Raw genomic sequence first — 22,454 nt, 5'->3', positions numbered from 1 at the left:
CACCGACCCGGCGGCGCCGTCACGCCGCCGGGCTCGCCGCCACGGCGTCCGGGGCGGCGTCGGGTGCCGGGGTCTCCTGGCGGTAGCCGCGGGCCTGGAGGGCGAAGAGCCGGGCGTACCCGCGGCCGGCGGCGAGCAGCGTGTCGTGGTCGCCCCGCTCGGCAACCTGGCCGTCGGCGAGCACCACGATGACGTCGGCGTCCCGGACCGCGTTGAGCCGGTGCGAGACGAGCAGGCTGGTCCGGCCCCGGCGCAGCGTACGCAGCCGGGTGTGCAGGTCGTGCTCGGCCTCGGCGTCCAGCCCCGAACTGGGCTCGTCGAGGACGAGCAGGTCGCGGTCGGCCCGCAGGAAGCCCCGGGCCAGCGCCACCCGCTGCCACTGCCCGCCGGAGAGCACCACCCCGGCACGCGGGTCGTCCCGGTCCGGCCCGCCGAAGAAGATCCGGGTGAGCAGGGTGTCGTACCCGTGCGGCAGCGCGGCCAGCACGCCGTCCACGCCGGACTGCCGCGCGGCCGCCCGCAGCCGCTCGGGGTCGTCGCGGGCACTGAGGTCGCCGACGGCGATGTTCTCCGCGGCCGTGAGGTCGTACGGCATGAAGTCCTGGAACACGGCGCCCAGCCGCTCCCGCAGGGCCGCCGGGTCGAACTCGCGCAGGTCGACGCCGTCCCAGAGGATGGCGCCGCGCTCCGGGTCGTAGAACCGGCAGAGCAGCTTCACCAGCGTGCTCTTTCCGGCGCCGTTGAGCCCGACCAGCGCGGTGGTCGCGCCGGCCGGCAGGAGCAGGTCGACCCCGCGCAGCACCCAGGGGTGCTCCGGGGAGTAGCGGAACCAGACGTCGCGCAGCTCGATGCCGTGCCGCAACGGCGGTACGGGACGCGGCACGGCGGGGACCGGCAGGTCCGGCTCGGCGCGGACCACCTCGTCGTAGTGGTCGAACAGGAGCAGCGCCTGGTGCACGGAGCCGACCTGGCCGACGAGGGCGCCGAGCGCGCCCTGCACGCCGGGCACGGCCGCCAGGAACAGGGCCACGTCGCCGACGCCCACCCGGCCGGTGGCGGCGCGGGTGACCACCCAGACCACACCCACGCCCGCCACCACCGCGCCGAGCAGCGCGAGCAGGGCCTGGGCGCGGGTCTCGCGGGCGTCCAGCCGGCGCTCGACCCGGTGCATGCCGTGCAGCTCGTCCAGCATCCGCTCGCCGAAGAACCGGCCCAGGCCGAACAGCCGTACCTCCTTGGCCGCCGGCACCCCGGTGATGAGCTGGGCGAAGAACAGGTCGCGGCGCTGGAAGTGCTCCAGCCGCAGCACCATGGCCGCGCGGGCCCGGTTGAGCCGGAGCTGCATCCACAGGGTGGGCAGGGCGGCCAGCAGCACCAGCAGGCCGGTCAGCGGGCTCAGCGCGAGCAGTACGCCCAGGAAACCGCCGATCGCCACCACGCTCTGCGCCGCCCCGAGCAGGCTCCCGGTGAGCTGGGTCGGCCCGAGATGCCCGGTCTGCTGTGCCGCCTGGAGCCGGTCCTGGTAGGCCGGGTCCTCCAGGCGTACGAGGCCGACCAGGCGGGACACGGCGTCGAACAGGCGGCGGCGCACCAGCCGGGACACCGCGCGGATCCGTTCGGCCTCGACGTACCGGCGCAGGTGCGGCAGGACCACGCCGGCCGCGGCCGCCCCGGCCAGGCCGGCCCCGAGCAGCGCCAGCGGCAGGTCCCGGCCGGCGGCGCCGGTCAGCCGGTCCAGGACGAGCTTGGTCAGCCCGGCCACGACCACCGGCGCGGCGCCGGCCAGCAGCGCGAGCAGCAGGTCGACGAGGGTGCCGGCGGGGGCCGCCCGCCAGGTGAGCCCGAGGGCCGCCCGGGCGTGCCGGGCGGCCCGGCGGGGCGTCAGCCGTGGCTCGCTCACGGCGCCACCGGCAGGTCCAACCGGGCGATGCCGAAGGCGGTGGACGCCACGATGCCGCGCTCGTCGAGCAGGCCGAACGCCGGGAATCCCTTGATCGCGAACGCCGTGGGCAGCGGCCCGCTGCCCGGCTCGACGAAGACCGTGGCGAGCCCGGTGAACAGGTCGGCGTACGTCTGGGTCTCCGGGCCCTTGCCGACCACGACCACCCAGACGTGCGCGGCGCCGCCGGGCATCTCGGCGGCCCGCTCGCGCAGCAGCGGCAGCTGCTCCTCGCAGTGGTCGCAGCCCGGCGAGATGAACGCCACGAGGGTCATCGGCGGGAGGTCGGCCCGGGTCCGCACGCGACCGTCCACGGTGGTGGACACGAAGTCACCGGGGATCGAGCCGACCTCCAGCATCACCTCCGGCGGGGCGGACTGCCGCTCGCTCAGCAGGTCGGTGTGCTCCCTCAGCCGCCGGATCACGCCGAGCAGCAGCACGAGGTTGAGCAGGCCGAGGGCGGCGACCAGGACGACGGCGACGGTCAACAGGGGCATGGGGTCTCCTTGGGGTGGTCAGGAGCGGCCGGCCGGGCGGGCCGCCCGGGGCGGGCGCGGTGCGAAGAGGGCGACCAGGTCGTCGAGGCGGACCACGAGCGCGGCGAGCGGCACGGCCAGCCCGGCGGCGAGCAGCAGGCCCGCCGGGCCCGGCGGCGGTCCGCCGACCGCACCGCCCAGCAGGCCGAGCAGCGCCGCGGCGGTGAGCGCCAGGTTGCGCGCCACGTGGCGGGCGCCGATCGGGGCGTCGCCCGCGCCGAAGCAGCGGCAGGCCGGGCGGGCGCCGCGGCGCAGCGCGCCGACGATCGCGGCCGTGAGCACGCCCAGCAGGCCGGCGGCGAGCAGCAGGCCGGCGGGCACCGTGCCGGGCGGGGCGAGCAGCACCACCACGGCCGCCTCGGCGGCGACCGCCAGCCGGGCGACGGGACCCGCCCACCGGGCCGGCACACCGAACTGGGCGACCGAGCCGACGAACCCGGCGAAGCCCGCCCGGGTCCGCAGCTTGCCGACGACCGCGGTGAGGAACACCAGGGCCAGCAGCAGCCGCGCGGTCAGCTCTACCGCTCGCATCCGTACCACCTCCTCGGCGCGGGGAGGCCCACGCTAGGAGCGCCGGATACATCCGGCATACATCGGGCGCGGTGAGCGACGGCGGTCGCTGTAGGCCCGGTGTACCGGGCGGCCGTAGCGTCCCCGCATCGATCGGTGTCGAAAGGAGGTGAACGAATGTTCCGTCGACTCGAGAGCCTGGGTGAGCGGATGCTCGGCGTGTTCGTCCCGAAGGTGACGGCCGCCGCCGGCTGTCCGCCGGACCCCTGGTGCGCCGTGTGCGGCACCTGCTACCTCAAGCGGTGCAGCTACACCGGGGCGTGCAAGGCCAACTGCGGCTCGTGCGGCTACTACTGCACGGCCGGGGCCAGCACGATGACCACCCTCTGCTGATCGGGTGTGCCGCGCGGCCGGTCCAGGTCGCGCGGCATTCCCTCGTCAGCCGTGCAGGCGGGGCCGGATCACCACGCCGAGCACGTCCGGCCCGGGGATGTAGCCGCACTCGCGGGAGTCGTAACTGAACGGCGGGTTGTCGCCGAGCACGACGAGCCGCCCCGCCGGCACGGTGCTCTCCGGGCGCTGCCGCAGCAGCGGCACCCGCCGCACCGGCACCGGATCGCCCGGCACCGCGTGCGCCCGCTTGATGAGCAGCCCCGGCCCCTCGTCGGGCCGGCCGGGCCGCCCGGCGGTCATCGCCGCGGGCGCACGGACCACCACCACGTCGCCGGCCCGGACCCGGTCCAGCGGGACCCGCCGGGCCAGCACCCGGTCACCGGCGCGCAGCGTGGGTTCCATGCTGCGCCCCACCACCGAGACCAGCAGCAGGTGCCGCCGGGCCCAGCGCAGGCCGGCGACGGCCGACGCGAGCGCGCCGGCCGCCACCAGGCCGAGGACCACCCACACGTCAGGCGCCGCGCAGGGTGGCGCCGAAGCGGCGGGCCGCCTCGGCCACCGCCGCGTCCCGGGCGGCCACCGCCTCCTCGCCCGCGAGGGTCCGGTCCGGGGCCCGGAACGTCAGCTTGTACGCCAGCGACCGGCGCCCCGCGCCGAGCTGCTCGGACGCGTAGACGTCGAAGAGCCGGACGTCCTCCAGCAGCGGGCCGGCCCCCTCGGCGAGGGCCCGCTCCACCTCGGCGGCCGGGACCGACTCGTCCACCACGAGCGCCACGTCGATGAGGGCGGGCGGGAAGGTGGAGACGGCCGGGCCGGACACCACCGGCGCTTCGGGCAGCGCGTCCAGGTTCAGCTCCATGGCGCTGGTGCGCCGGGGCAGTTCCAGCGTGGCCACCACGGTCGGGTGCAGCTCACCGGCATAGCCGACCACCGTGCCGTCGACCAGCAGCTCGGCGCAGCGGCCGGGGTGCCAGGGGGCGCGCTCGGCGGCCCGGACGGTGACCCGGTCGGTCGGGATGCCGGCGGCGGCCAGCACCGTCCGGCCCGCCTCGACGGCGTCCGCCCAGCCGGCCGCTCGGCCCGCGCCCCACCAGCCGGTCGGCTCCATCTCCCCGGTGAGCGCCACGGCGACGTGCCGCGGCTGGTCCGGCACCACCGCGTCGGCGCGGGCGAACTCCTCGTCGGTCGGGCGCCGGTCCACGCCCATGGCCGGCGGGGCGCCCGCGCCGGGACGCGGGTGGAACACCACGCCGATCTCGTAGATCGCCACGTCCCGCTGGCCCCGGCCGACGTTGCGCTTGAGGATGCCGAGCAGCGGGCCGAGCAGCGTGGTGCGCAGCAGCGGCTCCTCCTCGGACAGCGGGTTGGCCACCCGCACGGCGGGGCGGCGCGGGTCGTCGGCCGGCAGGCCGAGCTGGTCGGCCAGCTCCGCGGCGACGAACGGGTGCGCCAGGACCTCGACGTACCCGCGCTCGGCGAGCGACCGGGCGACCGCCCGGCGGCGCTGCTGCGGCGCCGTGAGGCCACGGCCGGGGGGCGCGGTGGGCAGCACCGACGGCACCCGGTCGTAGCCGTCGAGGCGGACGACCTCCTCGACCAGGTCGGCCGGGTCGGTGAGGTCGGGCCGCCAGCTCGGCGGGGTCACGCTCAGCACGGCACCGCCGCCCGCGGCGGCGACACCGGTCTCGCCCGGGTCGTCGCCGAGCCGGTCGTCGCCCCGGGTGACCGCGCAGCCGACCTGCTCCAGCAGCTCCACCACCCGCTCCGGCGGGTACGCCACGCCGACCCGCCGCGACGGCAGGTCCACCGGCAGCGCCACCGGCGTACGCGGCCGGACGTGGTCGAGGTCGAGGATCTCGGCGCCCACGGTGCCGCCGGCGTGCTCGGTGAGCAGCCGGACCGCTTTCTCCAGCGCGACCAGCGGCAGCGCCGGGTCGACGCCCCGCTCCCAGCGCTTGGCCGCCTCGCTGAACAGCTTGTGCCGCCGGGCGGTGCGGCCCACCATGGCCGGGTCCCAGTGCGCCGCCTCGAAGAGCACGTCGGTGGTGGAGGCGACGACCTCGCTGGTCTCGCCGCCCATCACGGCGGCCAGCGAGACCGGCCCGGTGTCGTCGCAGATGACCATGTCCTCGGCGACCAGCGTGCGGGTGACACCGTCCAGCGTGGTCAGCTTCTCCCCCGGCTCGGCGCGGCGGACCACCAGCGGGCCGCTGATCCGGTCGGCGTCGAAGGCGTGCATCGGCTGGCCGAGTTCGAGCATCAGGTAGTTGGTGATGTCGACCGGCAGGGAGATGCTGCGGACGCCGGCCACGGTCAGCCGCCGGGACATCCAGCCCGGGGTCTGCGCGGTCGGGTCGACACCGCGGACCATGCGGGCGGCGAACCGGTCGCAGCCCACGGTGTCGCGCACCTCGACGGGGTACGCCGGCTCGGCGGTCGCGCCCGGGGCCGGCAGGGCGGCCGGGTCGCGGAACGGCACACCGAGGGCGTGCGACAGCTCCCGGGCGAGGCCCCGGACGCTGAGCGCGTACCCGCGGTCCGGGGTGATCTCCAGCTCGACCACGACGTCGTCGAGGCCGACCACCGGGCGGGCGTCGTCGCCGGGCTTGGCCGGGGTGTCCTCGGGCAGCACGATGATGCCCGAGTGGTCGTCGCCCAGGCCCAGCTCCTTGGCCGAGCAGATCATGCCGTTCGAGTTGCGCCCGTAGGTCTTGCGCGCGCCGATGTGGAAGTCGCCGGGCAGCACGCCGCCGGGGAGGATGACCACGACGCGGTCGCCCTGGGCGAAGTTGCGCGCCCCGCAGACGATCTCCTGCGGCTCGCCGGTGCCGTTCGCGGCGCCGACGTCCACCCGGCAGAACCGGATCGGCTTCTTGAAGCCGGTCAGCTCCTCGATCTCCAGCACCTCACCGACGACCAGCGGCCCGGTGACGGTCTCCCGCAGGTCCACCACGGAGTCGACCTCGATGCCGAGGTCGACCAGCGCCTGCTCCAGGTCGCCCGTGGGCAGGTCGGCCGGGAGGTCGACGTGCTCCCGCAGCCAACTGACAGAAACTCGCATGACTGTTAAACCACCGTCTCCGTAACTCGTGCCCGCACCGTCAGACCCCGAACGCGCGGGTGAACCGCACGTCGCCCTCGGCCATGTCCCGCATGTCGCTGACCCCGTGCCGGAACATCACGGTCCGGTCGATGCCCATGCCGAAGGCGAATCCGGAGTAGACCTCCGGGTCGATGCCGCAGGCGCGCAGCACCCGCGGGTTCACCATGCCGCAGCCGCCCCACTCGACCCACTGCGGGCCGTCCCGGTGCTCCGGGAACCAGACGTCGAACTCGGCCGACGGCTCGGTGAACGGGAAGTAGTGCGGCCGGAACCGGGTCTTCGCGCCCTCGCCGAACATGGCCCGGGCGAAGTGGTCCAGCGTGCCGCGCAGGTGCGCCATGGTGATTCCCTTGTCGACCACCAGGCCCTCGACCTGGTGGAAGACCGGCGCGTGGGTGGCGTCCAGCTCGTCGGTGCGGTAGACCCGGCCGGGCACCACCACGTAGATCGGCGGCTTGCGGGTCAGCATGGTGCGCGCCTGCACCGGCGACGTGTGGGTGCGCAGCACCAGCCCCGAGCTGTCCGCACCGGCCGGGGGCGCGATGTGGAAGGTGTCCATGAGGCCGCGCGCCGGGTGGTCGGCGGGGATGTTCAGGGCGTCGAAGTTGGTCCACTCCAGCTCGACCTCGGGGCCCTCGGCCACCTCGTAGCCCATCCCGACGAACAGGTCGCTGATCTGCTCCATGAGGGTGCTCAACGGGTGGCGGGCGCCGCGCGGCCGCCGGTCGTACGGCAGGGTCACGTCGACCCGCTCCTCGACCAGCACCCGCTCGGCCTGCTCGCGCTCCAGGATCTCCTGGCGGGCCGCGTACGCGGTCTCGATGGCGCGGCGGGCCTCGTTGACCCGCTTGCCGGCGTCGGACTTGGCGGCCGGCGGCAGCGCGCCGATCTCCCGGCGCGCGAGGGACACCGGGGACCGGTCCCCGAGGTGCGCGGGGCGCAGCGCGGTCAGCGCGTCCGGGTCGGCGGCGGCGGCGAACGCCTTCTCGGCGTCGGCCACGGCCGCGGCCAGGGCGTCCGGGTCGAGCAGGGCGACCTGCTTCGGGTCGTACGGATCGTTGCGGTAGCTCATGGCGTACGGGCACTCCCTCACGGCGGCGCCGGCCCTCACGGGCGGCTAGGCGAGTCTACGGACGCGCGGCTTCGCCGCAGCCCGCCGGTGGGAGATCGCGCAGGAGGAAGGGTCAGGCCCGCCGCCCGCCGACACCGGCGGGCTGGCTAAACGAACGCCGAGGCGCGTTCATCATCCGGCTGACTCCCCTGCTGTGTGGCCGCGCGGACCCGCGGGTCGGCGCAGTGCTCTGGCTGAAGCGTACAGGCAGACGGCCGCGGCCGCAGCCAGGTTCAGGCTCTCGGCGCGCCCGTGCAGCGGCACCCGGACCCGGGCGTCGGCCGCGGCGGTCAGCTCCTCGGGCAGCCCGTGCGCCTCGGAACCGAAGAGCCAGGCGGTCGGGGCGGCCAGCCGGCCGGCGTCGGCGAGGTCGTCGAGGTCGCTGTCGCCGTACCCGGTCGTGGCGAGGACGGTGAGCCCGGCGGCCCGCAGCGCCGCGACCACGGCGACCGGGTCGGTGGCGCGGACCACGTCGACGTGGAACAGGCTGCCGGCGGAGGCCCGCACGCACTTGCCGTTGTAGGGGTCGACGGCGTCCCCGGCGAAGATCACCGCGCCGGCGCCGGCCGCGTCGGCGGTGCGCAGGACGGTCCCCGCGTTGCCGGGGTCGCGGATCTCGGCGAGCACCGCGACCAGGCGCGGTCCGCGCGCCAGGGCGTCGTCCAGGGGTACGTCGAGGTGCCGGCAGACGGCGACCAGGCCCTGCGGCGCGACGGTCTCGGCGAGCGCGGCGAGCGCCTCGTCGGTGACCTCGGAGACGGGCACGTCGGCCCGGGCCGCGAGCGCGGCGAGATCGGCGTACCGGTCCAGGGCGGCCGGGGTGCCGAACAGCTCGACCACGGTGCCGGCGCGGGCGAGCGCCTCGCGGACGGCCTGCGGCCCCTCGGCCAGGAACCGGCCGGTGGCCTCCCGGTCCCGCCGGCGCTGGAGCCGGCGGGCGGCGACCACCCGCGGGGTACGCGGGGTGAACGGGCCGGGAACAGCGTCGAGGCGCCTCCCGTGCGGTGCTGACGGCATGGGAGACGCCTCGATCTGCTGGTGCGGGTGGATCAGGCGGCCTGGGCCGCGGCGCCACCGGTGCCCTCGGCCGCCACGGCGGCGCGGGCCAGCTCGACGATCGCGGCGAACGCCGCGGCGTCGTTGACGGCCAGGTCGGCCAGGATCTTGCGGTCGACCTCGATGCCGGCCAGGCGCAGGCCCTGGATGAGCCGGTTGTAGGTCAGGCCGTTGGCCCGGGCGCCGGCGTTGATCCGCTGGATCCAGAGCTGCCGGAAGTCGCCCTTGCGGTCACGACGGTCCCGGTAGGAGTACTGCATCGAGTGCAGCACCTGCTCCTTGGCCTTGCGGTAGAGCCGGGAGCGCTGACCGCGGTAGCCGCTCGCGGTCTCCAGCAGGGTACGACGCTTCTTCTGGGCGTTCACAGCCCGCTTGACGCGTGCCATCTCAACTCCTTCTTCGGTTCAGGTGGCGCGCGTCAGCGGCCGAGCAGCTTCTTGATGCGCTTGGTGTCGGCCTTGGCCAGCTCGACCGTGCCGGTCAGCCGGCGGGTCTGGGTGGAGGGCTTCTTCTCCAGCTTGTGGCGGAGGCCGGCCTGCTGGGCGACGATCTTGCCCGTGCCGGTGACCTTGACCCGCTTGCCCGTACCCGTGTGGCTCTTCATCTTCGGCATGTGGAACGTCTCTCCCTGTTACTGGCCGCTGGTGTCAGCGGTCGGGCCGGTCTCGCCGGCTGCTGCGGTCTCGCCGGCCGCCGGGGTCTCGCCACCTGCCGGGGCTTCCGACTCCTCCGCGGCCCGGTCCCGGGGCCCACCGCGGGACGCCGTGGCGGCGACCGCGGAGGCCTTCACGGCCCGGTGCGGAGCGAGAACCATGATCATGTTTCGGCCGTCCTGCTTCGGCGCGGCCTCGACGTATCCCAGGTCCGTGATCTCGGACTCGAGCCGGCGCAGGAGCCGGTAACCCAGCTCCGGGCGGCTCTGCTCGCGACCGCGGAACATGATCGTCACCTTGACCTTGTCGCCCGCCTTGAGGAACCGCACCACGTGACCCTTCTTGGTCTCGTAGTCGTGCGGGTCGATCTTCGGCCGGAGCTTCATCTCCTTGATGACGGTCTGCTGCTGGTTACGCCGCGCTTCGCGCGCCTTGAGTGCGCTCTCGTACTTGAACTTGCCGAAGTCCATGAGCTTGCACACCGGCGGGCGCGCCATCGGCGCAACCTCGACCAGGTCCAGGTCGACGTCCGCGGCCAGCTGCAGGGCGCGCTCCAGCGGGACGATGCCCACCTGCTCACCCTCAGGGCCGACCAGTCGGACCTCACGTGCCCGGATCTGCTCGTTCACGCGTGGTTCGACGCTGATGGGGCCTCCTCGAGTCGAGTCTTCCGTGGTGCCGACTCCGCGGGCTCCCGGACGGGAGCCGACCCGGAAAGCAGAAGGCCCCGGCGTATGCCAGGGCCCACTCGACCGGTCGGCACGATCACAGGATCGCGCATCCGGAACCGGGACGTGCCCGGAACCGGGAGACCGGGACCCGGCCACCTACGGGGGCGACTCGGGTGGGAGCAGGCGCTCCGCTTCAGGACCGCCCACAGGGCGGTCTGGTCGACTCCGCAACACTACACCCTCGGACCAGCCCGCCCCAAACCGGGGCGCGGCGGTCAGCGCGGGACGGCCGAGTCGCCGGCCAGGGCGGCCAGGTGGGCCTGGTGCAGGCGGCGCAGGGCGCGGACCGCCTCGACGGCGCGCTCCTTGTCGGCGGCCTGGAGGGCGACCATCGGCAGCAGGTCGTCGTCGTGCAGCTCCAGGCTGGCCCACGGGGCGCCCCGGTCGAACCGGACCCCGCGGATCACCTCCCAGGGCAGGTCGTACGAGCCGATCACGTTGCGGACCCGGACACCCCGGGCGTCGGCCACCACCCGGGGGCGGGTGAAGAGCAGGAAGCCGAGGGCCCCGAAGACGCCAAGCCCCACCATGGCGAGCTGGTCGCCCCGCTGGAAGCTGCCGTAGCCGTCGCCGGTCGCGCCGGTCAGGGAGGTCGCCACCAGGCTGAACACCACGAGCAGCGTGACGGCCGACGCCCAGCAGACCACCCGGACCCGCCGCGGCCGCACGGTCACCACTGAATCGTTCACGAAACCAGTCTGCCATCCGCCTCGGGCGTACGTTCCGCCGCCACACGGACCGGGCGGCGCCGCCGCACGCCGGCCACGACCACCGCCGCGCCGGTGAGCACCGCCCCGGCCAGGACCGGCAGCCGCACCCCGGCGCCGCCGGGCACCACGACGTCCAGCACGAGGGCCCCACCGAGCTGACCGGCCACCAGCGCCAGGCCGGTGCGCAGCACCCCGGCGGCGCGCACGCCGACCAGCAGGGCGAGCACGATGCCGACGCCGAAGAGGCCGCCGACGTAGAGCCACCACTGGGTGGGCCAGTTCGGACGGGTGGCCAGCGCCCCGGCCAGCGCGGCCACCGCGGCGATCACCGAGGTGCTGACCGCGAAGTTCACGGCCAGCCCGGCGGCCGGACCGATCGCCGCGGCGACCCGCCCGTTGAGCGCGGACTGCAGCGCCACCGCCAGGCCGCCGGCCACCGAGAGCAGCACCAGACCGACCGCCAGGTCGCCGACCGGCCGGCCGAGCTGGGCCATGGTCACCGCGGCGATCCCGAGCAGCGCCCCGACGACCCGGGGCAGCGTGAGCGCCAGCCGGCCCGTCGCGGCGAGGCCGACCCGGTCGACGGCGAGCCCGCCGAGGCTGCCGCCCGCCACCTGGGCGATCGTGAAGACCGCCACCCCGAGCGCCGGCACGACGAACGGGCCGATCACCACGATGGCGGCGCCGCCCAGCCCGCCCAGGTAGGCCCACCAGGGCAGGCCGGAATGGCGCAGCCCGGCCAGCCCGGCCCGCATGGACGGGACGGCGACCAGCCCGAGCAGCACGATCAGGCAACCGCCGAGGTTGTTGACCATGGCGCCGACGAGAGGGTCGCCCGCCCGCTCCCCCAGCTCGGCGTTGACCACGCCCTGCGCGGCCGAGGCCACCCCGCCCAGGACGACCACGGCCAGGGCGGCCGGAACCGGCAGCGGCCTCACAGGCGGCAGGCGTGGATGTTGGTGACCAGGATGGCCCGTGCGCCCAGCTCGTAGAGCTCGTCCATGATCCGGTGCACGTCGTCGCGCAGCACCATGGCCTGCACGGCCACCCAACCCTCCCGGTGCAGCGGGGAGACGGTCGGCGACTCGATGCCCGGGGTGAGCGAGCTGGCCCGGTCCAGCAGGCCGGCCGGCACGTCGTAGGCGAGCATCACGTAGCGGCGGGCGACCAGCACGCCGTGCAGCCGGCGCAGGAGCTGCTCCTGCTGGGCGGAGCCGGCGGCGCCGGCCCGGCGGACCACCACCGCCGAGGACCGCAGCAGCGGCTCGCCGAAGACCACCAGGCCGGCCTGGCGCAGGGTGGCGCCCGTCTCCACCACGTCCGCGACCACGTCGGCCACGCCGAGCCGGATGGCGTTCTCCACCGCGCCGTCCAGCCGGATCACCTCCGCCTTGACGCCCAGCTCGGCCAGGTGCCGCTCGACCAGACCCGGGTACGCGGTGGCGATCCGGTGCCCGCCGAGCTGCTGGACCGAGTCCACGTCGTCGGGGCGGGCCGCGAACCGGAAGGTGGCCCGGCCGAAGTTGAGGTCGACGACCTCCTCGGCCGGCGCGCCGGAGTCGACCAGCAGGTCCCGGCCGGTGATGCCGACGTCCAGGTCGCCCGAGCCGACGTAGGTGGCGATGTCCTTGGGACGCAGGTAGAAGAACTCGATGTCGTTGGGCTCGTCCCGGCAGACCAGGTCCTTCGGGTCGGTGCGCTGGCGGTAGCCCGCCTCGCGCAGCATCCCGGCGGCCGACTCGGCCAGGGCGCCCTTGTTGGGTACGGCGACACGCAGCATGGGAGTGCTCCTTCGATCGATCAGGTGATCAGCGGACGGGGCACTCACAGATGTCGGTAGACGTCCTTCAGCTCGAGGCCGGTGGCCAGCATCAGCACCTGGGCCTGGTAGAGCAGCTGGGAGATCTCCTCCGCGGCCCGCTCCGGGCCCTCGTGCTCGGCCGCCATCCACGACTCGGCCGCCTCCTCGACGACCTTCTTGCCGATGAAGTGCACGCCCTTCTCCAGGGCGGCGACCGTGCCCGAGCCCGGGGCGCCGGCGGCGGCCTTGGCCTGCAGCTCGGCGAACAACTCCTCGAACGTCTTCACGGAAGGCGATTCTTCCAGCCGCCCCTGGTGACGCCTCCCCCCGGGTCCGGCGCGGCGGGACGCCGACCACATGGTGGACGGCTCGCTCGAAGCAAGTCTTTCGAAACACGCCTTTCGAAGGTTATCCTTCGACGCATGGCCGAACAGCGCCCCCGCGAGATCACCGACGTCGACACCCTGCGGGCCTTCGCCCATCCGCTGCGGCTGCGCATTCTCGACGCGGTCGGCGTGCACGGCCCGCTGACCGCCACCGAGGTGGCCGAGCGGGTCGGCGAGAGCCCCGCCAACTGCTCCTGGCACCTGCGCCAGCTCGCCCGGTACGGGTTCGTGACCGAGGCCGGCGGCGGCACCGGGCGGCAACGGCCGTGGCGGCTGGTCACCGACGGCCATCGCTGGGGCAACGGCGAGGAGGGCCCCGAGCTGGCACGCGCCGGCGACGCGGCCGCCCGGGTCCTGCTCGACCTGGAGTACCGCAAGCTCTGGGACTGGATGGCGGCCCGCCGGCAGCAGTCCCCCGAATGGCGGGACGCCGGCTACTTCACCCAGTTCGTCAGCTGGTACACCGCCGACGAACTCCAGGAACTCCAGGAGGAGCTGCGCGGGCTGTTCGCCCGTCACCTGGACCGGCTCGGCGACCCGGCGGCCCGCCCGCCCGGCTCCCGGCCGGTACGGCTGATGGCCTGGGGCGTGCCCGAGGTCGACGGCCCCACCGTCGCCGAAGGGAACGGGGACCGATGAGACGACTGCTGCGCCGCCCGGAGTTCCGGCTGTTCTTCGTCGCACTGGCCGTCCGCATGATCGCCGAGTCGATCCTGCTGCTGGCCCTCGCGATCTGGGTCAAGGAGCTGACCGGCTCCGACGGGCTGGCCGGCGCCACCTTCCTGGCGCTGACCGCGCCGATGGTGCTCGCCCCGCTGGCCGGCTGGGTGGTCGACCGGGCGCCGCGCCGTCGGCTGTTCGTGGCCCTCAACGCGGGCACCGCCGTCCTGCTGCTGCCGCTGCTGGCCGTCCATGACGCCAGCCGGCTGTGGATCGTCTACGCGGTCGCCGCCGGCTACGGGCTCTCGTACATCGCGCTGGGCGCCACGGTCACCGCGCTCGTGCAGGAACTGGTCCCCGCGGAGCTGCTGCCCGACGCCAACGGCGTGTCCCAGACCGTCAAGCAGGGGCTGCGGCTGGTCGGGCCGCTGCTCGGCGCCGGCCTGTTCGTGCTGCTCGGCGGCCCGGCGATGGCGGCCACCTGCGCGCTCGGGTTCCTGGTGGCCGGCGCCGTGGGGCTGGCGGTGCGCCCGGCGCCGGGGGCGGGTGGGATCGGGGCCACCGGAACGGCCCCGCCGCGGGCGGCGGAGGTGCGGGCCCCCGGAGACGGGCGCGGGGAGCTGGTCGCCGGCGTGCGGCACCTGGTGGGCGAGCCGGCGCTGCGCCGGGCGCTGCTGGCGGTCGTGGTCGCCACTATCGGCCTCGGCTTCGGGGAGACGCTGTGGTTCGCGTACGTCGACCGGGGGCTCGGGCGGGAGCCGGCCTTCCTGGGGGTGCTGGTCTCCCTGCAGGGCATCGGTGGCCTGATCGGCGGGCTGGGCTCGGCGGCGCTGGTGCGCCGGCTCGGCGAGTTGGGCGCCATGGCGCTCGGCGTGGCCACCGTCGCCGTGGGCTTCGTGGCCCCGGTCTGGCCGGTGCTCGGGCTCGCCGTCGCCGCCGCGGTGCTGATCGGCCTCGGCCTGCCGGTCGCCCTCGTGGGCACCATGACGCTGGTGCAACGGAACACCCCACCGGGTCTGGTCGGCCGCGTCTCGGCCGCGCTGGACGCGCTGGCCAGCGGACCGCAGGCCGTGGCGATCGGGGCGGGCGCCCTGGTGGTCGGCCTGGTCGACTACCGGCTGCTGTACGGGGCGATCGGGGGGCTGCTGCTGGCTGCCGGGGCGTACCTGCTCACCGGCCGCCGCCTCACCACCCCACACACCGGAGGACGCTACGAACCTGATGACGCAGACGATTCAGCCGGGCCGGCGACGCTCCCGGTGCGGCTCGGGTGACCGCAGCCGTGGACGCCCTCCGGTCGTGACGGGCGGCGGGACGGTGAATCACCCACGTCATCAAGCTCGTAGCGTCCCGCGAGTCACACGGCAGGCCTCCGACCGGGGATCGTCGCGGCGCCCGCCGCCCCGGACGGTCCGCCGCACGGGTGCCGGCCGGGTCAGGCGAAGCCGACCCGGTGGCCGCTCGCGGCGTCCAGGCCGCGGATGGCCAGCGCGGCGTCCAGCGCCGCCACGGTGGCGGCCCAGCCCTTGTCCTCCGCCGAGCCGGGCAGCCCGGCCCGGTCCCGGGCCTGCTCGACGGTGTCCACGGTGAGCACCCCGTGGGCCACCGGCTTCCCCTCGTCCAGCGCCACCCGGGTCAGCCCCTCGGTGACCGACTGGCAGACGTAGTCGAAGTGCGCGGTGGAGCCCCGCACCACCACGCCGAGGGCGACCACCACGTCGTACCGGCGGGCCATCGCCTGGGCCACCACGGGCAGCTCGACCGAGCCGGCCACCCGGGCCACCACGGACCGCGCGCCGCACGCCTCGGCGGCGGCCACCGCCCGGTCGACCATGTGGTCGGTGAGGTCGCCGTGCCAGCGCGCGGCCACGATGCCGACGGTCAGCCCGCCGGCGTCCACCGCGGTCACGCCCGGTTCGCCGAAACCCGCCATGTCTACGCTCCGATCTCGTCGCCGGCGACCGGGCGGCCCATCGGCGCCTCGGTCACCTCGTCCAGCCCCTCCAGGAGGTGGCCCATCCGGTCCCGCTTGGTCCGCAGGTAACGCAGGTTCTCCGGGTTGGACCGCACGGGCAGGCCCTCCCGGCCGCTCACCGTGAGGCCGTACCCCTCCAGGCCGGCGCGCTTGGCCGGGTTGTTGGTCAGCAGCCGCATGGAGCGGACGCCGAGGTCGTAGAGGATCTGCGCGCCCGTCCCGTAGTCCCGGGCGTCGGCCGGCAGCCCCAGGTCGAGGTTCGCGTCCACGGTGTCCCGGCCCTGGTCCTGGAGCTGGTACGCCTGGAGCTTGTGCAGCAGGCCGATGCCCCGCCCCTCGTGCCCGCGCACGTAGAGCACCACGCCCCGCCCCTCCTGGGCCACCCGGGCCAGCGCGGCCTGCAGCTGGGGCCCGCAGTCGCAGCGCAGCGACCCGAAGACGTCCCCGGTGAGGCACTCGGAGTGCACCCGCACGAGCACGTCCCGCCCGTCGCCCAGGTCGCCCATGACCAGCGCCACGTGCTCGGCGGTGTCGTGCTCGGCGCGGTAGCCGAGCGCCCGGTACACCCCGTACGGCGTGGGCATCCGCGCCTCGGCCACCTGCTCGACCTGCTTCTCGGTGCGCCGCCGGTAGGCGATCAGGTCGGCGATGGTGACCAGGGTCAGCCCGTGCTCGGCACAGAACTTCTCCAGGTCGGGCAGGCGCATCATGGTGCCGTCGTCGTTGACCAGCTCGCAGAGCACCCCGGCGGGGCGCAGCCCGGCCAGCCGGGTCAGGTCCACGGCCGCCTCGGTGTGCCCGGGCCGGCGCAGCACCCCGCCCTGGCGGGCGCGCAGCGGCACCACGTGCCCGGGGCGGGCCAGGTCGGTCGGGTCGGTCGACGCGGCGGCGAGCAGCCGGATGGTGTGCGACCGGTCGGCGGCCGAGATCCCGGTGCTGATCCCCTCCCGCGCGTCCACGGTCACCGTGTACGCGGTGCCCCGCCGGTCCTGGTTGGTGTGGTGCATGGGCGGCAGGTCCAGCCGGTCGCACTCGCTCTCGGTGAGCGGCACGCAGATGTAGCCGGAGGTGTAGCGGACCATGAACGCGACCAGCTCCGGGGTGGCCAGCTCGGCCGCGAAGATCAGGTCGCCCTCGTTCTCCCGGTCCTCGTCGTCGACCACCACGACGGGCCGGCCGGCGGCGATGTCCGCCACCGCCTGCTCGATGCTGCCGAAGGTGCTGCTCATGCCACGGCCTCCGAGTACGTCGGCGGGATCGGGGTGCGGGCGGGCGGCGTCGCCCGGGAGGTGCGCCACCAGGCGTACAGGCCGGCGAGGCAGAACCCGCCGTAGACCAGGTACATGGCGGCCGACGGGTAGAAGCCGCCCTGGAGCAGCAGCGGCACGCCGACCGCGTCGACGGCGATCCAGATCAGCCAGAACTCCACCCAGCCGCGGGCCATGCCGTAGGTGGCGAGCAGGCTGCCGACCAGGATCCAGGCGTCCGGCAGCGGCCCCCACGAGCCGAGCGCGGCGAGCACCGGGTACGCGGCCGCGGTCCCGACCGCGGCGGCGGCGAGCAGGCCGAGCCGCTCCCGCCAGGTCGCCCAGCGCGGGACGACCGCCGGCTGCTCCCCGCCGTCCGAGCGGCGGTTGCGCGACCAGCGCCACCAGCCGTAGACGCTGACCGCGAAGAAGAAGACCTGCCGGCCGGCCTGGCCGTAGAGGTCGTGCGCCTGGGGGGTGGCGAACACCCCGCCGAGGAACACGGTGAACAGCAGCGCGTTGCCGATCATGCCGACCGGCCAGGCCCAGACCACCCGGCGGAGCCCGAACAGCGCGGAGGCGAGGCCGAAGACGTTGCCGACGATCTCCCGGACCAGCACCGGCGAGCCGGCCACGTGCACCTGGGCGTCGAGCAGCCAGCCGAGCGGGCCCGTCACCGGGCACCCCCGGCGGCGCGGTCGCCGAGCAGCCGCTCGACGTACTTGGCCAGCACGTCCACCTCGAGGTTGACCGGGTCGCCGGGACCCTTGGCGCCGAGGGTGGTGAGCTTGAGGGTGGTCGGGATCAGCCCGACCGAGAACCAGTCGTCGCCGACCGCCGCGACGGTCAGCGAGATGCCGTCGACGGTGATCGAGCCCTTCTCCACCACGTAGCGGGCCAGCCCGGCGGGCAGCCGGAAGCGCACCGTCTCCCACTGCGCGGCCGGCTCCCGGGACAGCAGCTCGCCGACCCCGTCGACGTGCCCCTGCACCAGGTGGCCGCCGAGGCGGCTGTTCAGCGCGGCGGCCCGCTCCAGGTTGACCGGGTCGCCGGGGCGCAGCGCCCCGAGCGCGGTGCGGCGCAGCGTCTCCCCCATCACGTCGGCGGTGAAGATCCCGCCGTCGACGTCGACCACGGTGAGACAGACCCCGTTGACCGCGATGGAGTCGCCGTGCCGGGCGTCCGAGGTGACCAGCGGGCCGCGGACCGCGACCAGCGCCGAGTCACCCCCGGTGTCGGTGGTCCGGACGATCTCGCCCAGTTCCTCGACGATGCCGGTGAACATGTCAGGCCTCCCTCTTCCGGGGCAGCGCGGTGATCCGCAGGTCGGGACCGACCTGCGTAACGTCGGTGAGCTCCAGGTCGATGGCGTCGGCGATGGTGGTCACGCCGGCGTCCAGCAGCGCGGTCGGCCCGGCGCCGAGCAGCTTCGGCGCGACGTACCCGACGATCCTGTCGACCAGGCCGGCGGCGAGGAACGCGCCGGCCAGGGTGGGGCCGCCCTCCAGCAGCGCGGCCCGCACGCCGCGGTGGTGCAGCTCCGCGAGCAGCGCCGCGAGGTCGACCCGGCCGTCCGGGCCGGCACCGACCTCCGCGGCGGTGGCCACCCAGGTCCGGGCGGCGCCGTCGCGGACCCGGGCCTGCGTCGGGGTACGCCCCGAGCTGTCCACCACCACCCGCAGCGGCTGGCGGATGGCCAGGGTGCCGTCGCGCAGGTTGCGGGCGGTGAGCCGGGGGTCGTCGGCCAGCACGGTGCCCACCCCGGCGATCACCGCGTCGACGGTGCCGCGCAGGGCGTGCACGTCGATCCGGGCCGCCTCCGAGGTGATCCACATGCTGGTGCCGTCCGCCGCGGCGGAGCGCCCGTCGAGGGTGGCCGCGTACTTCCAGATGAGGTACGGCCAGCCCCGGCGCATCGAGGTCAGCCAGGCGATGTTGCCGGCCTCGGCCTCGTCGCCGCGTACCCCCAGGTCGACCTGGACGCCCGCGGCGCGCAGGGTGGCCGCGCCGCCCGAGGCGACCGGGTTGGGGTCCGGGACGGCGACCACCACGCGCGCGACGCCGGCCGCGATGAGGGCGTGGCTGCACGGGCCGGTGCGGCCGGTGTGGTCGCAGGGTTCCAGGGTGACCACGGCGGTGCCGCCGCGGGCGCGCCGGCCGGCCTGGGCCAGCGCGACGATCTCGGCGTGCGGACCGCCCGCGTAGGCGTGGAAGCCCTCGCCGACGACCTCGCCGTCGGCGTCCAGCAGGACGCAGCCGACCACGGGGTTGGGGCTGGTGGCGCCGAGGCCGCGGGCGGCCAGCGCGATCGCACGACGCATCGCCTCGTCCTCGGAGACGCTCGCCATCGCCAGCCCTGCCCTCTCGCTCGCCGGTCGCGCGCGGGCGGGTCAGGGAACAGAGCGGCACGGGTGCCGCGGACACGCGGCGGCGGAGAGCCGGGGACGGCACAGCCGACCCCGGGGAAGCCCACGCGGCGGCTGAGGGTGCTCAGCGCCCAGCAGGGCTCTCCCCGTCCCGCGCGCTGTCTCCCATCCGGACTGTCTGGGGGCGGACGAGCCGCACCCCAACCGTCGGCCCCGGATTCTCACCAGGTCCACCGTCCGGCCGAAGCCGTCCGGGTCGCGGGCTTACCACGGTCGGACCGTGGATCACCGCCGGTTCGGAATTTCACCGAGCCCCGCCAGCGCGTGGTGGGTACACCGGAAGTCTTACACGTCCCGAGGCGGGTCGCGCCACAGAGGCGAGCTACTTCACAGCCCGGGCCGGATCGTCACGTCACGCCCCGTCGGCGGTCGACCGCGACGTATGACCCGGGTTGGCTCTTGGCGACCGTCTTCATCTCGGAGGCCACGGCGATCGCCTCCAGGGGGTCGGTGAAGCGTTTGCCGGAGTCGGAGAGGGAGACGCCGATGGAGAGGGTGACCAGCGCGGCCCGGCGGATGTTGCCCCGGCGGTCCTTCAGCTCGACGAAGCCGCGCTCCCGGTCGGTCGGGTCGTACAGGGCGTCGGCGGCCTTCTCGAAGTCGACCACGGCCCGGCTGGTCAGCGGCCGGACCTGGGACGGGGTGCACACGATGACGAAGTCGTCGCCGCCGACGTGGCCCAGGAAGGCCGGCGGCAAGCCGATCGAGACCACCGCCCGGTGCAGGCTGCGGGCCAGCGCGGAGATGAACTCGTCGCCCCGGACGAAGCCGTAGCGGTCGTTGACGCTCTTGAAGCGGTCGATGTCGATGTAGCCGACGGCGTAGTCGACGCCGCTGCGGACCCGGTCGCTGATCTCCCGCCGGATCCGGCTGTTGCCGGGCAGCCCGGTCAGCGGGGAGACCTCCCGGAACTCCTTGTTGCGGCGCAGCGTGGAACTCACCCGCGCGACCAGCTCGGCGGTGTCGAAGGGCTTGACCAGGTAGTCGTCCGCGCCCGCGCTGAGGCCGTTGACCTTGTCGGAGGTCATCCCCTTGGCGGTCAGCATGATCACCGGCAGGGCCGAGGTCATCGGGTCGGCGCGCAGCCGGCGGGTCAGCTCCAGCCCGTCGATCCGCGGCATCATGAGGTCGACCACGGCCAGGTCCGGCCGGTGCCGCTCGATGACCTCCAGGGCCTCCTGGCCGTCGCCGGCGTGCAGCACCTCGAAGCCGTGCAACCGCAGGTTGAACTCGACGAAGCGGGCGATGTCCTCGTCGTCGTCGACGACCAGGATCACGTCGGGTCGGTCGCCGGCGGGATCCACCTCAGGCCCCGGTCGTCGCGCGTTCCGCCAGGCCGCGCAGCCGGCGGACCGCCTCGGCCGGGTCGTCGGCCCCGTAGACCGCGGTGCCGGCGACGAAGGCGTCGGCGCCCGCCGCGGCGGCCTGTTCGATGGTGTCCGCGGCGATCCCGCCGTCCACCTCGATGCGGAGCTCCAGGTGGCCGCTCGCGACGTGCCGCCGGGCGGCGTGCACCTTGTCGAGCAGCTGGGGGATGAACCGCTGGCCGCCGAAACCGGCCTTGATCGTCATGATCAGCAGCGTGTCGAAGCTGGGCAGCAGGTCCAGGTACGGCTCGATCGGCGTGTCCCGGTCGATCGCCAGCCCCGCCTTCGCACCGGCCGAGCGCAGGTCCTTGGCCAGCGCCACCGGGTCGTCGCACGCCTCGGCGTGGAACGTCACGTTGTACGCCCCGGCGTCGGCGTAACCGGGCGCCCAGCGGCGCGGATCCTCGATCATGAGGTGCACGTCGAAGGGAAGCTGGGTGGCCGCCCGCAGGCTCTGCACCACCGGCAGCCCGATGGTCAGGTTGGGCACGAAGTGGTTGTCCATGACGTCCACGTGCAACCAGTCGGCGGCATGCTCGATGGCGCGGACCTCGTCGGCGAGGCGGGCGAAGTCGGCGGCCAGGATGCTGGGCGCGACGATCAGCGGCGGTACGGTCACCGGGCCAGTGTACGAAGGCGGTCACCCGGCGTCCGCAGCGCGGCACCGCCGGGAGCCCACCGTGACCCGGACGTGACCCGCGGTGCAGAATCAGCCGGTCCGGTGCGGAAAGTCGACACGAAAAGCCATCCGCGACTGGCCGATCGATCGAAACAGGGCGAAACTCCTACAGGGACTGTCACGTATGCTGCACGCCCGGTCGCGGGGCACGCCGCACGGGCCGCGGCGACCGGCTGTCATCTCCCGGGAAGGGCGGACGATGCGACGGTGGCTCCTGGCGCTGGCGCTGGCCGGCACGGCGACGGTGGCCCTGACCGGCTGTGTCCCACCGCACCGGGCCGACGGGGACCTCACCGACGACTGGGCCGCGCTGCCGGCGCCGCGCCTGTTCGTCCCCGCCACCGACGCCTGCCTGTCCCGGCTCACCGCCGTGGTGCAGGCCGCCACCTACGAGACGGTCGACTGTGCGGGCAGCCACCTGGCCGAGACGGTGCACGTCGGCACCTTCACCGGTCCGGCGGCGCAGGGCGCGCGGCCGGAGCCGGGCTCCCCCGGGCTGCGCACCGCCCGCGCCGAGTGTGACCAGCGGGCCCGGGAGGTGATCGGCGGGGACTGGCACTCCGCCCGGCTCACCCTGAGCATCGCGCTGCCCCCGGTCACCGCCTGGATGGGCGGGGCCCGCTGGTTCCGCTGCGACCTGGCGGAGACCGACAGCATCGACAACACCCGGCCGATAAACCGGGTGGGCAGCCTGCGCGGCGCCATGGTGGGCGACAGCCCGCTGGTGCACCGCTGTTTCGACCCGAAGCTGATCGGCGACAACCTGAACTACATGGCCCCGGTCCTCTGCACCGAGCCGCACCGCGCCGAGTTCGTCGGCGTCTTCGAGGAAGGCGACATGAGCTGGGCGGACTTCACCCGCGCCGCCCCGCAGGTGCACCGCCGCTGCATGGCGCTGATCGCCGCCTTCGCCGCGGTGCCGAACAACGCCGACCTGCCGTACCGGGCCGGTTCGATCTTCTACCCGCCGTCGCAGCGGGAGTGGGAGGAGGGCGACCGGGGGGTGCGCTGTTTCCTGTGGAGCGACGACCGGAAGCTGACCCGGTCGGTGCGCGGGGCCGGCCCGGAGGGACTACCCGTCAGCTGAGCCCCGGTGTCGTATGCTGCACCGCCGAGGCGTACCCGGTGCTCCGCGCCGGTCGGGCGACCACGGACGACGGGGAGGTCGGTC

24 protein-coding genes, 1 pseudogene and 1 riboswitch are annotated in these 22,454 nt (G+C 74.9%); of the genes and pseudogenes, 4 read left to right on the top strand and 21 right to left on the bottom strand.

The features are described from left to right. Positions 1 to 19: 19 nt before the first annotated feature. Genes ACQP12_RS11450 through ACQP12_RS11440 form a run of 3 tightly spaced genes read right to left on the bottom strand, consistent with a single transcriptional unit; the run spans position 20 to position 3,006 of the window. Positions 20 to 1,900 (bottom strand): ABC transporter ATP-binding protein, encoded by a 1,881-nt coding sequence (locus ACQP12_RS11450; protein ID WP_433287296.1) that lies wholly within the window; start codon positions 1,898 to 1,900, stop codon positions 20 to 22. Beyond that, on the bottom strand, positions 1,897 to 2,436 hold the full coding sequence (locus tag ACQP12_RS11445; RefSeq protein WP_433287294.1) for a TlpA family protein disulfide reductase: 540 nt from the start codon (positions 2,434 to 2,436) through the stop codon (positions 1,897 to 1,899). The genes ACQP12_RS11450 and ACQP12_RS11445 overlap by 4 nt, the downstream gene beginning before the upstream one ends. Positions 2,437 to 2,454: 18 nt before the next feature. After that, complete coding sequence (locus ACQP12_RS11440) at positions 2,455 to 3,006, bottom strand: MauE/DoxX family redox-associated membrane protein (protein WP_433287292.1); 552 nt, start codon at positions 3,004 to 3,006, stop codon at positions 2,455 to 2,457. Between the two features lie 156 nt (positions 3,007 to 3,162). Between ACQP12_RS11440 and ACQP12_RS11435 the strand changes: the two genes are divergently transcribed. Next, positions 3,163 to 3,378, top strand: a complete 216-nt coding sequence (locus ACQP12_RS11435; protein ID WP_433287290.1) for a hypothetical protein — start codon at positions 3,163 to 3,165, stop codon at positions 3,376 to 3,378. 45 nt (positions 3,379 to 3,423) lie between these two features. On the opposite strand, the gene ACQP12_RS11430 is transcribed toward ACQP12_RS11435, so the two are convergent. The 11 genes from ACQP12_RS11430 to ACQP12_RS11380 all read right to left on the bottom strand — a co-directional run bounded on the left by ACQP12_RS11430 (position 3,424) and on the right by ACQP12_RS11380 (position 12,830). Beyond that, positions 3,424 to 3,888, bottom strand: coding sequence for a S26 family signal peptidase (locus tag ACQP12_RS11430; RefSeq protein WP_433287288.1), 465 nt, complete (start codon positions 3,886 to 3,888; stop codon positions 3,424 to 3,426). Position 3,889: 1 nt separating this feature from the next. Next, positions 3,890 to 6,439 carry a phenylalanine--tRNA ligase subunit beta gene (gene pheT / locus ACQP12_RS11425; protein WP_433287286.1) on the bottom strand — a complete coding sequence of 850 codons (2,550 nt, stop codon included), beginning with the start codon at positions 6,437 to 6,439 and terminating at the stop codon, positions 3,890 to 3,892. A 40-nt stretch (positions 6,440 to 6,479) separates the two neighbouring features. Further along, positions 6,480 to 7,553: a phenylalanine--tRNA ligase subunit alpha gene (gene pheS, locus ACQP12_RS11420; RefSeq protein WP_396871305.1), complete on the bottom strand. Its 1,074-nt coding sequence runs from the start codon at positions 7,551 to 7,553 to the stop codon at positions 6,480 to 6,482. 171 nt (positions 7,554 to 7,724) lie between these two features. After that, positions 7,725 to 8,609, bottom strand: coding sequence for a TrmH family RNA methyltransferase (locus ACQP12_RS11415; RefSeq protein ID WP_433287283.1), 885 nt, complete (start codon positions 8,607 to 8,609; stop codon positions 7,725 to 7,727). 32 nt (positions 8,610 to 8,641) lie between these two features. Next, positions 8,642 to 9,034, bottom strand: coding sequence for a 50S ribosomal protein L20 (rplT, locus tag ACQP12_RS11410; protein ID WP_091263835.1), 393 nt, complete (start codon positions 9,032 to 9,034; stop codon positions 8,642 to 8,644). A gap of 32 nt (positions 9,035 to 9,066) precedes the next feature. Then, complete coding sequence (gene rpmI / locus ACQP12_RS11405) at positions 9,067 to 9,261, bottom strand: 50S ribosomal protein L35 (protein WP_151461610.1); 195 nt, start codon at positions 9,259 to 9,261, stop codon at positions 9,067 to 9,069. A gap of 18 nt (positions 9,262 to 9,279) precedes the next feature. Further along, a complete protein-coding gene (infC, locus tag ACQP12_RS11400) occupies positions 9,280 to 9,930 on the bottom strand; it encodes a translation initiation factor IF-3 (protein ID WP_357945940.1) in 651 nt (216 codons plus the stop codon). A gap of 317 nt (positions 9,931 to 10,247) precedes the next feature. Then, positions 10,248 to 10,721 carry a PH domain-containing protein gene (locus ACQP12_RS11395; protein WP_433287280.1) on the bottom strand — a complete coding sequence of 158 codons (474 nt, stop codon included), beginning with the start codon at positions 10,719 to 10,721 and terminating at the stop codon, positions 10,248 to 10,250. Beyond that, positions 10,718 to 11,680, bottom strand: a complete 963-nt coding sequence (locus ACQP12_RS11390) for a DMT family transporter (protein WP_433287279.1) — start codon at positions 11,678 to 11,680, stop codon at positions 10,718 to 10,720. Before ACQP12_RS11390 ends, ACQP12_RS11395 begins: the two co-directional genes overlap by 4 nt. Beyond that, complete coding sequence (gene hisG / locus ACQP12_RS11385; RefSeq protein ID WP_151461607.1) at positions 11,677 to 12,522, bottom strand: ATP phosphoribosyltransferase; 846 nt, start codon at positions 12,520 to 12,522, stop codon at positions 11,677 to 11,679. The genes ACQP12_RS11390 and hisG overlap by 4 nt, the downstream gene beginning before the upstream one ends. 44 nt (positions 12,523 to 12,566) lie before the next feature. After that, positions 12,567 to 12,830: a phosphoribosyl-ATP diphosphatase gene (locus ACQP12_RS11380; RefSeq protein ID WP_091263821.1), complete on the bottom strand. Its 264-nt coding sequence runs from the start codon at positions 12,828 to 12,830 to the stop codon at positions 12,567 to 12,569. A 135-nt stretch (positions 12,831 to 12,965) separates the two neighbouring features. Here ACQP12_RS11380 and ACQP12_RS11375 point away from each other — a divergent pair, with 135 nt between their 5' ends. After that, positions 12,966 to 13,568 carry a winged helix-turn-helix domain-containing protein gene (locus ACQP12_RS11375; RefSeq protein WP_433287276.1) on the top strand — a complete coding sequence of 201 codons (603 nt, stop codon included), beginning with the start codon at positions 12,966 to 12,968 and terminating at the stop codon, positions 13,566 to 13,568. After that, complete coding sequence (locus tag ACQP12_RS11370) at positions 13,565 to 14,863, top strand: MFS transporter (protein WP_433287274.1); 1,299 nt, start codon at positions 13,565 to 13,567, stop codon at positions 14,861 to 14,863. The genes ACQP12_RS11375 and ACQP12_RS11370 overlap by 4 nt, the downstream gene beginning before the upstream one ends. 161 nt (positions 14,864 to 15,024) lie before the next feature. Here the strand turns inward: ACQP12_RS11370 and ribH are convergent, their stop codons facing one another. The 7 genes and pseudogenes from ribH to rpe form a co-directional block, all read right to left on the bottom strand. Next, positions 15,025 to 15,522 carry a 6,7-dimethyl-8-ribityllumazine synthase gene (ribH, locus tag ACQP12_RS11365; RefSeq protein WP_433287272.1) on the bottom strand — a complete coding sequence of 166 codons (498 nt, stop codon included), beginning with the start codon at positions 15,520 to 15,522 and terminating at the stop codon, positions 15,025 to 15,027. A 2-nt stretch (positions 15,523 to 15,524) separates the two neighbouring features. Then, positions 15,525 to 16,793, bottom strand: coding sequence for a bifunctional 3,4-dihydroxy-2-butanone-4-phosphate synthase/GTP cyclohydrolase II (locus ACQP12_RS11360; protein ID WP_433289226.1), 1,269 nt, complete (start codon positions 16,791 to 16,793; stop codon positions 15,525 to 15,527). Next, complete coding sequence (gene pnuC / locus ACQP12_RS11355; RefSeq protein WP_433289224.1) at positions 16,790 to 17,488, bottom strand: nicotinamide riboside transporter PnuC; 699 nt, start codon at positions 17,486 to 17,488, stop codon at positions 16,790 to 16,792. The genes ACQP12_RS11360 and pnuC overlap by 4 nt, the downstream gene beginning before the upstream one ends. Continuing rightward, positions 17,475 to 18,096: pseudogene (locus ACQP12_RS11350) on the bottom strand (riboflavin synthase); the annotation flags it as partial. The pseudogene ACQP12_RS11350 and the gene pnuC, both read right to left, overlap by 14 nt. Position 18,097: 1 nt before the next feature. After that, complete coding sequence (ribD, locus tag ACQP12_RS11345; RefSeq protein ID WP_433287270.1) at positions 18,098 to 19,159, bottom strand: bifunctional diaminohydroxyphosphoribosylaminopyrimidine deaminase/5-amino-6-(5-phosphoribosylamino)uracil reductase RibD; 1,062 nt, start codon at positions 19,157 to 19,159, stop codon at positions 18,098 to 18,100. Between the two features lie 171 nt (positions 19,160 to 19,330). Then, positions 19,331 to 19,503, bottom strand: a riboswitch (FMN riboswitch). An 81-nt stretch (positions 19,504 to 19,584) separates the two neighbouring features. Beyond that, on the bottom strand, positions 19,585 to 20,541 hold the full coding sequence (locus ACQP12_RS11340) for a GGDEF domain-containing response regulator (RefSeq protein WP_091263806.1): 957 nt from the start codon (positions 20,539 to 20,541) through the stop codon (positions 19,585 to 19,587). Between the two features lies 1 nt (position 20,542). Next, entirely contained in the window at positions 20,543 to 21,223 is a 681-nt protein-coding gene (gene rpe, locus ACQP12_RS11335) for a ribulose-phosphate 3-epimerase (protein ID WP_433287268.1), read from the bottom strand. 259 nt (positions 21,224 to 21,482) lie between these two features. Here rpe and ACQP12_RS11330 point away from each other — a divergent pair, with 259 nt between their 5' ends. Beyond that, positions 21,483 to 22,370, top strand: a complete 888-nt coding sequence (locus ACQP12_RS11330; RefSeq protein ID WP_357945975.1) for a septum formation family protein — start codon at positions 21,483 to 21,485, stop codon at positions 22,368 to 22,370. Positions 22,371 to 22,454: the final 84 nt, after the last annotated feature.

Source organism: Micromonospora sp. CA-244673, assembly GCF_050948395.1.
Taxonomy (GTDB): Bacteria; Actinomycetota; Actinomycetes; order Mycobacteriales; family Micromonosporaceae; genus Micromonospora.
The sequence above is the reverse complement of the archived record's forward strand: the minus strand, read 5'-3'. Positions and strand labels throughout refer to the sequence as shown.